10 protein-coding genes are annotated in these 12,156 nt (G+C 52.4%); 7 read left to right on the top strand and 3 right to left on the bottom strand.

Annotated features, from left to right (window positions below):
- Positions 1 to 923: 923 nt before the first annotated feature.
- Both SJQ66_RS01955 and SJQ66_RS01960 read left to right on the top strand, forming a co-directional pair.
- Positions 924 to 1,574, top strand: a complete 651-nt coding sequence (locus SJQ66_RS01955; RefSeq protein WP_024905315.1) for an AAA family ATPase — start codon at positions 924 to 926, stop codon at positions 1,572 to 1,574.
- 11 nt (positions 1,575 to 1,585) lie between these two features.
- Positions 1,586 to 2,704, top strand: coding sequence for a ParB/RepB/Spo0J family partition protein (locus tag SJQ66_RS01960; RefSeq protein ID WP_024905316.1), 1,119 nt, complete (start codon positions 1,586 to 1,588; stop codon positions 2,702 to 2,704).
- 70 nt (positions 2,705 to 2,774) lie between these two features.
- Here the strand turns inward: SJQ66_RS01960 and SJQ66_RS01965 are convergent, their stop codons facing one another.
- A complete protein-coding gene (locus tag SJQ66_RS01965; RefSeq protein WP_320533825.1) occupies positions 2,775 to 4,157 on the bottom strand; it encodes a replication initiation protein in 1,383 nt (460 codons plus the stop codon).
- A gap of 1,633 nt (positions 4,158 to 5,790) precedes the next feature.
- Between SJQ66_RS01965 and folE the strand changes: the two genes are divergently transcribed.
- The 3 genes from folE (at position 5,791) to SJQ66_RS01980 (ending at position 8,840) form a co-directional block, all read left to right on the top strand.
- Complete coding sequence (gene folE / locus SJQ66_RS01970) at positions 5,791 to 6,402, top strand: GTP cyclohydrolase I FolE (protein WP_046153892.1); 612 nt, start codon at positions 5,791 to 5,793, stop codon at positions 6,400 to 6,402.
- Between the two features lie 40 nt (positions 6,403 to 6,442).
- The gene (locus SJQ66_RS01975; protein WP_081765156.1) at positions 6,443 to 6,991 is read left to right on the top strand and encodes a metallophosphoesterase family protein; all 549 of its coding nucleotides are present in this window, start codon (positions 6,443 to 6,445) and stop codon (positions 6,989 to 6,991) included.
- Positions 6,992 to 7,682: 691 nt separating this feature from the next.
- A complete protein-coding gene (locus tag SJQ66_RS01980; protein ID WP_024905320.1) occupies positions 7,683 to 8,840 on the top strand; it encodes a porin in 1,158 nt (385 codons plus the stop codon).
- A gap of 281 nt (positions 8,841 to 9,121) precedes the next feature.
- On the opposite strand, the gene SJQ66_RS01985 is transcribed toward SJQ66_RS01980, so the two are convergent.
- A complete protein-coding gene (locus tag SJQ66_RS01985) occupies positions 9,122 to 9,919 on the bottom strand; it encodes a TetR/AcrR family transcriptional regulator (RefSeq protein ID WP_320533802.1) in 798 nt (265 codons plus the stop codon).
- A 351-nt stretch (positions 9,920 to 10,270) separates the two neighbouring features.
- Here SJQ66_RS01985 and arsC point away from each other — a divergent pair, with 351 nt between their 5' ends.
- Together arsC and SJQ66_RS01995 are read left to right on the top strand one after the other, a co-directional pair.
- Positions 10,271 to 10,789 (top strand): arsenate reductase (glutaredoxin), encoded by a 519-nt coding sequence (gene arsC, locus SJQ66_RS01990; RefSeq protein ID WP_024905322.1) that lies wholly within the window; start codon positions 10,271 to 10,273, stop codon positions 10,787 to 10,789.
- Positions 10,790 to 10,906: 117 nt separating this feature from the next.
- Positions 10,907 to 11,689: a hypothetical protein gene (locus SJQ66_RS01995; protein WP_024905323.1), complete on the top strand. Its 783-nt coding sequence runs from the start codon at positions 10,907 to 10,909 to the stop codon at positions 11,687 to 11,689.
- A 71-nt stretch (positions 11,690 to 11,760) separates the two neighbouring features.
- Here the strand turns inward: SJQ66_RS01995 and SJQ66_RS02000 are convergent, their stop codons facing one another.
- Entirely contained in the window at positions 11,761 to 12,138 is a 378-nt protein-coding gene (locus SJQ66_RS02000; RefSeq protein ID WP_024905324.1) for a DOPA 4,5-dioxygenase family protein, read from the bottom strand.
- Positions 12,139 to 12,156: the final 18 nt, after the last annotated feature.

Raw genomic sequence — 12,156 nt, forward strand, 5'->3', positions numbered from 1 at the left:
ACCGGCAACAAGACACCGTTACGTGCCTTCACGACTATGCCGCCTGCTCACATTGCAGTCGATCGAAATTACGGATTCAGGCAAATCTGGCATTGTGTTGCCCAATATCGACCGATCAGCATCGCCCTTTTTCATCGACGACGCCCTTACTTACGTAGCGACAGCCTCGCCGTGCGATTATGAATAGTCTTTCTAAAAAGGCGCAATACCAGCAAGTCATTTAAAACGTGCCGTGCAGGGTCAGATCGGATGGCTATCACTTCTGCGAGCAGGTTTCTACGTAGAAAGTCCTTGCTGCGCACGTTGCTTTAGCTCACGCAATAGCATTATGTGTAGAAGATCAACGACAGATCATCGACTACACGCACTCACGGGCTACAGTCGAATACCAAGAGAAGGAGTATGCGTAGCCCAATGCTCTTAAGTCAAAGTCAATGCGGAATCTGAAGATATATCCGGATCTGACGCAGCGTAAAGGTAGAAAAGTTTGGCGCCGGACTCCTCGCATTCACATGGCTCTTTCTACGTAGAAAGTCGTACCAAGTCGAACAAAAGCCTGATGCTGTTCGCGTGTTTCAGCGATCTGGGCACCCCTGACAATGAAAGCTGTCGCGTTTCATGCCGTGATTAGCCACATCGATTAAACCGTGTGGAGGGATGTTGGAATCAATATTCTTCCTTGTACATGCTCACCGTACTGAGCGTCGTCAGTTAAACATCGATCAGTCGGTGCGTATGACAGGAATGCGCAGATGGCTCCATAAGATTTTTTGCAGAACGCTCAAGATTAGCTCTCTCGAGATATCGTTCATTAATACTATCTTTCTTTGTTTTTATTGATTGAATAAGCCTTTCTTGGTTACAATGCTGAAACGACTTTCTACGTAGAAAGTTTCGGCGTATTCGCGGGAGGCAGGTACAAGATGGCAGCGAAAATCATTACAGTGTTCAATCAAAAGGGTGGGGCGGGCAAAACCCTTGTCAGTTGCCATCTTGCAGAAACCCTCGCTTTGCGTGGAAATAAATCCCTGCTGGTGGATCTCGATCCGCAAGGGACCGCCACCATATGGGCATCCATGTCTAGCGAGGATCGTCCCGTCAAAACTACGGCGATCAATCTGAGCATGATGGCTTCCGCAGCGCACAGAGAAATTCGAAAATTTGTCGCTGATTACGATTACATCGTCATAGACTGCCCGCCTGCAATCCAGTCGGTTGCACCGTCTGTGGCCCTGCTTGTTTCCGACCTTGCCTTGATTCCGGTCGGTGGTTCTGGAGGGAATTTGTGGGCTATCGAAGAAGCAAAGAAACTTGCAGCAACGGCAATGGCGAACAATGAATCTTTGAAGGTTCGCACACTTCCTAACATGTACCAGAACATCTCGATCGTCAAACAGGTCTTCCAGCACTTATCCGAAGACCCCAGTGTTCCCATGCTGAAAAGCCGGCTTGGACTGAGGGCGGCATTCAAAGAGGCAGAGACTACTGGGCAATCGGTACATACCATTTCTGGCGGGAAAGACGCAGTGCGCGAAGTCAATTCGCTTGTCGACGAAGTTCTGGCACTTATCTAAGGAAAATTGGAATGGCTGGAAAAAAGAACTTTTCTGGATCGCTTGTAAAAGGGATCAACCGTGATGGTGCCATGCGCGCGTCGCTTGACGACCGCTTCTCGCGTGCCGAGGAATTGATCAGCGAAAAACCGAATGGCTTGCTATCGAGCAGTCCATCGAATCCCAATGATGCTGTGAATAGCGAAGGGCGTATCCATAACGACGCCGCACCACTGACGCTCATATCTTCCGCGGCGACAGCGTCACCTACGCCGGCACATCCCACTGCACTAGCGGACAGCCTCGACAACCTGGCAGCAAAGGGTGTCCGACAGCGGTTTGCCGCTTTGCCGATTGAAGCTATTCAAAGTAACCCTTTGAACAGTCGAAGCTATTACAATCCGGAGGCAATTGAAGCGAGGGCAGTCTCGATTCAGAAAGAGGGGCAGTTGGTTCCTGTCCTTGTGACACCGGATGCGCATCGCCCTGGCAAATATCTGCTAATTGATGGCCACTATCGACGCCTGGCAATGCAGTCGATCGGGCGCAAACAGATGGACTGCTGCATTCTTGAAGATTTACAGCCAGTGGATTTCTACCGCTTGTCCAAAGCGTTGAACCACGAACGTGAAGGTGAAACCGTTCTAGACGTTGCATTAGGCTTGCAGAAATTGAAAGACAACCAGATCGCAATGACGGACGAAGATCTGGTATCAATTGCCGGCGAGAACGCCACGAAAATCAGTAAACTGCTGTCGTTGCTAGAGTTGCCGTCTCCCGTCAAGGAAACTATCCAAGAGCATCCTCACCATTTTGGAATCAACACGGCCTACGAACTGACCCTATATCAAAAGGCAACAGATGGGCGAATGACCGAGCAACTGGCTCGTCGTATTGTCGACGAATCATTGACGTTTCGAAAAGTGGAGTCGATCCGAAAAAATGCGGAGCTTGGCAAGCGTCCAAAGAAACAACTGTCGCGACAATACAAGATTGTCGCGAGCGACGGGAGAGAGCTCGGTACGTTGAAAGAATGGGATTCGGGACGCGTCGTCCTCGACGTCAAGTTTAACGACCAGAAACAGCGGGACGCACTTCTGACCGATATCAAGTCGCAGTTTGGTCTCGACGGCGCCTCACTCATCGCCTGATTCCTCTGACCGAACTCAGTCGCAGCAGTTGGACATTATCCTAGGCCCAGTACCATAACCTGCTACCTTTTCACTCGTCGATATCGTCCGGCGTGGGCGAGTCTGACCGCGACGCGGCGGCCGCCGCGCCACTCAGCAGAAACTGCAACAAGTCCCCGTCGCTTGGTTCACCCCACGTAACGTGAGCGAGCCAGTTAAAAAAACTTTTTTCGGCAACCACAGACGGCTTGCGCGACTTCGAGATCTTTAACTGTTTCAAAGAAACGCTGTCGTTATAGTCTGCCAGCAATTGTGTCTGATCTTCTACGGCAAGTTCGTTGAAATACGATTTCGCAAGCGGCAGTCGATGGGCAATAAAGCGTTCTTTCAGTTCCTTAGGGGAAAGCCCAGCGGCACCGGCCATATTGCCAGTCGCGTCCGCGCCGCGAGATTTACCATTGACGTTCACCTCAGTGGCTTTTGGTGCTCTTCCTGCGGTAACACTTCCCCATCCTTGAGACAGTGCACGACGGAAATAGGCGCCAACATTATCGACAGGCGGCGCGTTCCGCTTGCCCATTCGTTCTTTTAGATAAGCGATCGCCTGCTGCACTCGGTCGACGCCATATTCGTTAATAAGCTTGCGTGCTTCCGATGGAAGAACGCCAAGTTTGGTCACTGCTTGGAGCACTGCCGGGTCCACATCCTCTTCGGACTTCGCTTCGGGTTTTCTGGTGATCGTGAACTGCACTTCCGCTACCGATCGACCATTTTTGTATTCGATCAACTCCACGGTATGGTCAGTAACTTCGTTGACCTCCTTCATGGCCGGAATCAGGATTCGACTCTTGAAGATTTTATATTCGCGATAGGAGCTCTTGTTCGAATCCTGCCCCAGAAAAAGCTCGCGAAACGTCTTCACCGGAATCTTGCCTGTACGGCCAATTCCCTCATAGCGCACAACGTTTTCCCATAGCGTCAGCGAATGACCGCGTTTGAATTGCCGGGTGATCCGCATGTCGATCATTGCGTACATCACTGGATTCAACAGCAATTCACGAATCTGGTCGGAGAAGTTGTAGCGTAGTCGCGATCCATCAATTTCCGCTCCGGATAACAGGCCCGATGCTTTCCAGATGCTGCGACTGTCGGGCATCAAATGATCCCAATTGACGACCGTACCGACGAGCGAGTTAATCGTCGCCTTGACGTAATTGCGGTTGTTGCTGTTCAGCCCAACGTCGTCGATAAGATTGCGCAGTGAGTACTCAAACGTCAACCGCTGATCTTCCGCATTTTGTGCGATTGCATTTTTGATCAACGCGTTGAACATCTTTGCTTGTTGCAACGTGATGGCGCCCGACTTCGGTGCGATATGAACCGCCTGGACCGCTTTCTTGAACGGTTCCGGTGGCTCCGCCGCCTGAAACAATGCGATCTGCGTTTCTTTGCTCGCTCGACTGCCGCTTGCCATGAACTCAACCTCGATATGCGCCGCCACGCATCTTTTGGCGCGGCCAAGGTGACATTATCGCCGATATCGTGCACCAATTGGAATGAATCAGCGGCGCGATTCTCGAACCATAGCCGTTCACCTCAAACGGGAAAACCAGCTGGCGAATTCTTGTAGGTAATTGATATTGTTCTACTATTTTAAAAATGAGATATCACGCGCTGCGAGGCATTCTAACAAGACACGAACCATAGATATGTACCTCAAGCACACGCAAGTGGATTCACGTTATTGTTCGGCGGGCGCTCTTCCACTGCGGTTTCCGCCAAGCGCTTGTTTGATTGACCATAAACCTTCACCTAAGTGCTACGGGTATCCCGTTCGACCGCCGTACCACTTGGCAAAACGAAAAGCAGAACGGGATAAGGAGCAAACAAGCGCACCGATCCAACTGCGACTTTGTGAACCATAGATATTCACCTTTCCATTGGAACGCTGCTCTCTGGAAGCACAGCGGCGTTATCCAAGTAACGCTGTCCTGCAAAGCATCTAAGCGAATCTGTGGTTTTTTCCAGTGGAAGCGACCAAAGTAGTACCCGTAAAGTGATGCGATTTGACGAGTGTCGCTTAAGAATCCATTCGCACAGTCCCTCTAAGCCTGTCGCAAAACGTGATTTCTACTATTTTTTGAGAGGAAATGATCTTAGCCTCGCGGTCCTTTGGCTATAGCGGTAGTGTCGGCCGCTTTACCATAACAATGCACCTTTTGTTCGTACCATAGACATGTACCTTTAGATGGCGAATGCCCATGAAATCGAAGATGTCACGTCTTAGCCCTTTAATTTGAAGGGGAGTAGTCGCCTGTGAGGGACCATAAACGTTCACCTTTACGTTATCCCATAGCTGTTCACCTGTGAGACCCCTTTCAAACCTAGAAATAACATCAAATTTATTTCTTATTACTATGTTTTTATACAATATTTTTCGTCTTACGGCACAGAAATACATCTCCGCAGAGGAAACACACCATAGCTATGCACCTTCGCTACACGGGCTACTTTTGCCGGGGTCATGAAACCAACGTGAACTTTCCCTGCTAAGTAGCTGTTTTTAATTCATTTTTGGAATGCAAGCACATGAGGGTGAAGGGTTATGGTTCTGTACAAATGCACACGTTGGGTTGTGTTTACCTAAGACACTTTACTAGTTTAGTAAACCTTTAGCGCCAATAAGGCATTGAATTTAAAACGGTAATCGTGCTAAAGGTGAACGTCGTTGGTATGGCAGGTTACCTTCGATGGGTGAAAAGAGCTGTGGATATGGTAAATAGGTGCACGGCACTGGTCCGGAGGGGGGTGTGTATATGGTTAATACGTATATCTCTATGGTAGGCACTCGGATCGTGAAGATCCGTTAGGTGAATAGGGAAGTGACAGGGCTGCTGGAATCATCGCGTGCAAAAAGTGGCTGCTCGCACAGTTTTGAACCATAGACATGTACCTATCAATAACCGACGGGAAGACGGTTCACGGCCGCTCGTACTAAGAGGTAGAATAACGCGCTTGCTTTACTGTAAGTGAACGAGTCCCAGGCGGCATGGGATATGATCGCGATGCGGGTAAGTTGGTTGAGCGGCGGCAATGAACAAGGATGGATGGGAATGACAGACACAATCAAACCGACGCGCGAGGAAGCCGAGAAGGCGGTGCGGACATTGATTCGCTGGGCCGGTGATGATCCGGATCGCGAGGGCTTGTTGGATACGCCGTCACGCGTCGTTCGTTCCTACGACGAATTTTTTGCCGGCTACGCTATTGATCCTGCCACTCTGCTTTCCACGACCTTTTCCGAAGTTGATGGGTATGACGAAATGGTCGTGCTGAAGGACATCCGCTTTGAGAGCTATTGCGAACACCATATGGTGCCTATCATCGGCAAGGCACATGTCGCCTACCTGCCAAATCAGCGCGTTGTGGGCTTATCGAAGCTAGCGCGCTTGGTGGATGCTTATGCCAAACGTTTGCAGATCCAGGAAAAGATGACGGTGCAGATTGCCGATACCTTGAATGCGACGTTGGAACCAAAAGGGGTCGCTGTCATTTTGGAAGCTGCGCACCAATGCATGTCAACGCGTGGTGTACACAAAGCGGGATCGACGATGGTTACCAGTCGAATGCTCGGCGCTTTTCGCGAGGATGCTTCCACACGCCGCGAGTTTCTCTCCATCGTGGGGAAAAACGCATCAATACTGGCTCCATACGCTTGATCGTTTTCGGAGTCGGCATCTATTGATGCCGGTATAAAGGATGGCAGAGTCCTATACCATCGGCATCATCTCCGATACCCACGGCCTGCTTCGTCCTGAGGCGGAATTTGCGCTGGGCGGCGTCGACCACATTCTTCATGCCGGCGATATCGGGAATGCGGAAATTCTGCAACGGTTGTCGCGCATCGCGCCCGTCACTGCGATTCGCGGTAATAACGATATTGGTCTTGACTGGGCGGACGCTATCCCCGATGTGCTGGAATGCACATTTGGTCGTCACACTGTCTATCTGATCCACAGTGATAAAGATTTGCCATTTGATCCCGCAGACGCCGGAGTGCACGTGGTTGTATCAGGGCATTCACACAAGCCCCTTATTCGAGAGCAAGCAGGAGTTCTGTTCTTAAATCCTGGTAGCGCCGGCCCACGCCGCTTCAACTTGCCCATCAGCATCGCGCGACTGTCGCTTTCCAACCGCGGCGCTCAAGCCGACATCGTCCTGCTCGACATCCCCCGAACCGGCACTTCCATTACATCGACTGCAACGCGCCGTACGTCGGGCTCGTCTCGGCGTACGACGTCCTCCTGAGCAAGATACAAGACTGCCCAGGTATTCGTGTTACGAATAGCAGGGTCCGGTTGCGCACGTTTTGCCTACGTGCGTTGATCCTGTGCAGAGTTATTTCGGTACAGGTGAACGTCAATGGTACGACTTCATTAAATATCCCTCAGTCTGCCAACCATAGATGTTCACCTTCGATGCACTAGTGACTTTTGCAATAACCGGTCTCGCTAAGAATGGTGCATGGGACACTGACTTTGACAATGTCGCCCAAACGGCTTTAACGCATAGATCGTCTGAAAATGGGTGCGGTACTGGCGTGGTATCGGCACGCTTTTGTTGTCATTGGGCATCGCGACCCGTAAAACTTGATAGGTGTAAACCCTTTGTTAAATTGTTTGGTCAATTACACAAATTTATATGTTAACCGCAAAAACACGCCCCAAAAACGGTAAAAATCGACTAGTCGTTCTTGGCATCCAGGAAGATCACCAGCTAAATTGTTAAATATCTTTTCTGGAATATCAGTTATTTTTTTTCAAGTCATTGTTCTTAAATAATTTTTCGTTATTTCTCGTTTGCGAAATTATGTATTTCATTTTTGTACCCAATCGTGTATCCAATCGGCGACACGGTTTTTTTTTAGTTTCCGTAATTGCAGTGGCAAGCTATCTTCTCATCCGGATTCAACACTATGCCGTTTGGAGAGATACGGAAAATGAAAAACAAGCTCCTGATGTCGACTCTGTCGCTCGCAGTGCTCGGTGCAGCTGGCGCCGCACACGCACAGAGCAGCGTGACGTTGTATGGCGTGATCGACGAGTCGCTCACGTACGTGCACCACGCGTCGGGAAGTAACAATCTCTGGGCGCTGGGTAATTCCAGCGGCGGTAACCTGTCGGGTAGCCGTTGGGGTTTGAAGGGTACTGAAGACCTGGGTGGTGGCCTGAAGGCACTGTTCACGTTGGAAAACGGCTTCAACCCACAGAATGGCACGCTGGGTCAAGGTGGCGCAGAGTTTGGCCGTCAGGCATTCGTCGGTCTGCAAAGCGATACGACTGGCACCATCACGCTCGGTCGCCAATATGATCCGGTGATTGACCTGGTGCAAGGCATCACGGCCGACAATTACTTCGGTTCGGCTTTCGCAACCGCAGGTGACGTCGACAACTACGACAACAGCTTCCGTGTGAACAATGCGATCAAGTACACGTCGGCTGTGTACTCGGGTCTGCAGTTCTCGGGTATGTACGCGTTCGGTAACGTTGCCGGTAGCCAAAGCTCGAAGCAGTCGTACTCGGGTGCCGTGTCGTACGCGAACGGCCCGTTCTCGATCGCCGCTGGTTACATCAAGTCGTTCAACACGGCGTCGACGGCCCGTTCGGGCTGGTCGAGTTCGTCGGACGGTCCGTTTGACAGCTCGATCAACACGGGCTATTCGGCAGCGCATTCGATCGGTATCGCACGTATTGCTGGTCAGTATGTGTTTGGCCCGTTCACGGCCGGCCTGGGTTACAGCAACGCGAAGTACTCGAACGACGCATCGTCGGGCTTCACGACCTCAGAGAAGTACAACACCGGGCAAGGTTTCCTGAACTATCAGGCAACGCCGGCCATGTTGGTGGGCGTGGGCTACAGCTACACGAAGTCAAGCGGCGATACGTCGGCGACGTACCATCAAGTCTCGCTGGGCGCGGACTACAACCTGTCCAAGCGTACCGACGTGTACATGACGGCTGCCTACCAGCACGCCAGCGGCGAGACGCGTTTGAACGCAACGACCGTGACGTCGGCTGTTGCGTCGATCGGTTCGTACGGCTACAACGGTACCAGCTCGCAAACGCTGGTCAACGTCGGCCTGCGTCACAAGTTCTAAGTTTGTAATCCGACAAACCGCGGCGTCGACGATGCCGCGGTACTGTAGGCATCGCGTACCAAGATGTGTCCTTGTGCGCTGTTGCCACAGCTCTGAAGCGCTCGTGTTCAGTTCGAACCGGGCGCTTTTTTATCGACGTTTCAAAGATTTCGATGTTTCATGGGAGGGCCCGCGGCAGCGATAAGAACGCACAAACACAGCATGAGGCGGATAGTATTATTCGCCAGGTCTGCCGGATACCATAGCAGTTCACCTATCGCGCCACGTTACGCGAAAAGAGGTCAGCCAACGCGCAATGCGCTGGCAAGGGCCGGTTCCCACAGGAAACGCGTTGTATGTTCCAGCATGTTTTCCGGGCGCGTTGGCAGATGTGCCTGTAAAGCACGCAGCGTTGATGTCTGCACTGCTTGTGCGAGAACGTCGTTTGCCAGTGCTTCGACGTCGGCACTGTCTGTGGTGACCGCCTCCACAACCGCACCGAAGTGAATGATCAAGTCCTTGATCGTCATGCCGGGGCGTAACAGCAATTCGGATAGCATCGACACCATGTTCTGATTGCCGATCGTGCCCGGCAGCGCATTGAAAAACACTCGTGAACGCCACAACGCCTCATCCCGTGGTACGGTGGGAACGCTGCGAATAAACGTCTCGTCGAACCGTCGGCAAATGCCGCGATATTGATCGCACAGAAACGCACGAATCGGAGTAGACGGGTCCGAGCTGATTCTCAGGAAAAATGCTATGCGATTTGCCGTTTGATCTTTGCGCGTGAACTCTCTCGCCAACGGCAAAATGATTGCCGCGATGACGTGAGTCGGACGGATGTGTTCACCGTTGACTTCTTCCAGCGTGTCCAGGAGCGCACCACGCTCGGCGTAGAGCGGATCCAGTACCCGCGCCAGCATCGCCTGACAGAGCGCCTCCTTTATTCCAAAATGGTAATTGATGGAGGCGAGATTAACCCCTGCGCGCTCTGTGATTGCACGTAACGTCAAGCCTTCCGAGCCTTCTTCAGCGTAGACTTCCTCCGCAGCATCGAGGATTTTATGTTTTGTGGACGACTGGTCCCGAACAGACATGCCTGCCACCTCCGGAAGCGCACCATTATAAAAAATGTTTAAGCAATTATTATTCCAACAATATCAGAAATGCGCAAACAACTTAATCAGGCGTACGTTTGTACACATTGGAAAAAGCCGTTTAATTATCAGTTAATCGCGGTGATCTTGATGGATCACCGCATGGTCTCTCACTGCGGGAATGGCGCATATCGAAAGAGGCGCGGTATCCATAAACAGGAGGATTTTTTTGAACGACGGCAGCGTGGCGTTCAATGCTCATGCCCTCGATATCTCAAGCGTGTGTCGCGTTGAAGCTGGTCCGGCCGATTCGCGCGCGAGTCCGCCAATAGTGGGCTTTTGTCAGGAGAGGTGAGCACAAACAACGGTACAATTCCGAAGGTCTGTACCGTTTGCTCGGTTGCCGCTTTTTACGCCATTTTGGCGCCCGTGGCCGACGCACATCGCCGCTCTGACTCAACCACTGCCTCCGTGATGCCTGTCAACTCGTCTACATCCGACTCTCCCAATAACGCGTCCGCCGTATCGTCGGCAACCATTTTTCACAATAGTCGCTGCAGCACGTCGCGCAAGACGCTGGCGTTGTTGCAGGAGCGAGGTATCGCACCGGTTATTGTCGATTACCTGAAAACTCCGCCGACACGCGCGGCCTTGAAGTCGATGATCGAAAAAGCCGGATTGTCCGTCCGTGGAGCGATACGCGACAAGGAAGTCCTCTTTGGGGAGTTGGGGCTCGCGGACGCCAGTGACGGGGCGTTGCTGGATGCAATGGTGGCACATCCTATTTTGATCAACCGGCCGTTCGTCGTGACGTCGAAGGGTGTTCGTTTGTGTCGTCCGGTGGAATCCGTACTTGAGATCCTCCCTTGATGCACGGGCATCGACGCGCAGCGAAGGTGTTGCATGCCGCAACGCCACTGCTGTATACGTCGCCATTTTCAGGCTTTTCAAGCCCTTGTTTCTACGTCTTTTCTAGATAATCCTCTCATGTCCGATACCCAACATGCTGTAGCGACGCTGAGCCGCTTGCTCGCGGATGCGCGTCAGTCTCACCAACAGATTCCCGCTGATACGGTGCTGCCTACCTTGGACGATGATGCGGCATGCTATGCGGTTCAACAGGCCGTCTTTGCACTGACCGGTGAGAAGATTGCCGGCTGGAAAATTGGCGCCAAATCACCGGACGCGGCACCGGGCGGTGCGCCGCTGGCGTCGCACGGCGTGCACGGACCCGGTGTGGCCCTCGCGTTCGACGATTTTCCGCCGGTGGGGCTTGAGTTGGAGATTGGCTTTCGGCTTGGCAAGACCTTCGCCGCGCGCAAGGCGCCGTATTCGGACGACGAAGTACGCGCGGCTATCGCGGAAATGGGTGCGACTATCGAATTGGTGGCCACCCGTTTCGCGGGTTGGCCCGACGTGGACAAGCGGGCTACCAGCGCTGACTTCAGCACGCACGGCGCACTGATCGTAGGCAACTTCGTGCCTTATCGCGACGATTTCCCCTTTGTATCACCGCAGGCGCACTTCCGAATCGGGAGCACCGATATCGTGGCCGCGCAAGTGCAAGGCAAGATCAGCAATTCCGCTGGCGATCCGCGGCGCCTCCTGTCGTGGGCGGTGAATTACTGCACGGCACAACTCGGCCTGGATCTGACGCCAGACATGGTATTGACCACGGGGACGTTTACCGGAATGTACCTTGCGCAACAGAAAGGTGAAGTCCGTGGCGAGATTGTCGGACTGCCCCCGGTCGGTTTCGAGTTGGTGTGATAGCTACGCGTGGGCGACGATGCGACAGGTGAACGCCCATGGTGCCCACTTGTTTATACACGGGCCAGTGTTCAACCGTCGAGTGCCGCAAGGTGCAGCGTATGAGAGCGGCCAATCCACATTGGACTGTCGCGATGATCGCGTAGGGCATCGCCGGTGTTAGGATGCACGAATACATCCAATTCGCCATGGTGCAGTGTCAACCAACTCACGATGGCGGCCATGTGGTCTGGGGCAAATGCCAACTGATAGCTCCACTTCGGGTGTGGGCCGACCGTCTTTTCATGGAACCGTCCCATCTCCAGTTGGTTACCAAGGTGCTTCAGGATTTTTTCTCGTAAATGCCAGGCCGTATCCCGGCTGGTTTCATCGAAATAGACATGTGCATGCCAGCTCTTGATGACTTGGATGGCGGAATCGGAGAGGGCGCTTGATGAGAGGTCGTTCATAGTGGGTGAAGAAGCGTG

The organism is Robbsia andropogonis (assembly GCF_034047095.1).
GTDB classification, from domain to species: Bacteria; Pseudomonadota; Gammaproteobacteria; order Burkholderiales; family Burkholderiaceae; genus Robbsia; species Robbsia andropogonis.

Excerpts from the sequence above, each read along its gene's own strand:
- SJQ66_RS01955 (WP_024905315.1), top strand. The coding sequence starts at position 924 with ATGGCAGCGAAAATCATTACAGTGTTCAATCAAAAGGGTGGGGCGGGC.
- SJQ66_RS01975 (WP_081765156.1), top strand. The coding sequence starts at position 6,443 with ATGGCAGAGTCCTATACCATCGGCATCATCTCCGATACCCACGGCCTG.
- SJQ66_RS01960 (WP_024905316.1), top strand. The coding sequence starts at position 1,586 with ATGGCTGGAAAAAAGAACTTTTCTGGATCGCTTGTAAAAGGGATCAAC.
- folE (WP_046153892.1), top strand. The coding sequence starts at position 5,791 with ATGGGAATGACAGACACAATCAAACCGACGCGCGAGGAAGCCGAGAAG.
- SJQ66_RS01965 (WP_320533825.1), bottom strand. The coding sequence starts at position 4,157 with ATGGCAAGCGGCAGTCGAGCGAGCAAAGAAACGCAGATCGCATTGTTT.
- SJQ66_RS01980 (WP_024905320.1), top strand. The coding sequence starts at position 7,683 with ATGAAAAACAAGCTCCTGATGTCGACTCTGTCGCTCGCAGTGCTCGGT.
- SJQ66_RS01995 (WP_024905323.1), top strand. The coding sequence starts at position 10,907 with ATGTCCGATACCCAACATGCTGTAGCGACGCTGAGCCGCTTGCTCGCG.
- SJQ66_RS02000 (WP_024905324.1), bottom strand. The coding sequence starts at position 12,138 with ATGAACGACCTCTCATCAAGCGCCCTCTCCGATTCCGCCATCCAAGTC.
- SJQ66_RS01985 (WP_320533802.1), bottom strand. The coding sequence starts at position 9,919 with ATGTCTGTTCGGGACCAGTCGTCCACAAAACATAAAATCCTCGATGCT.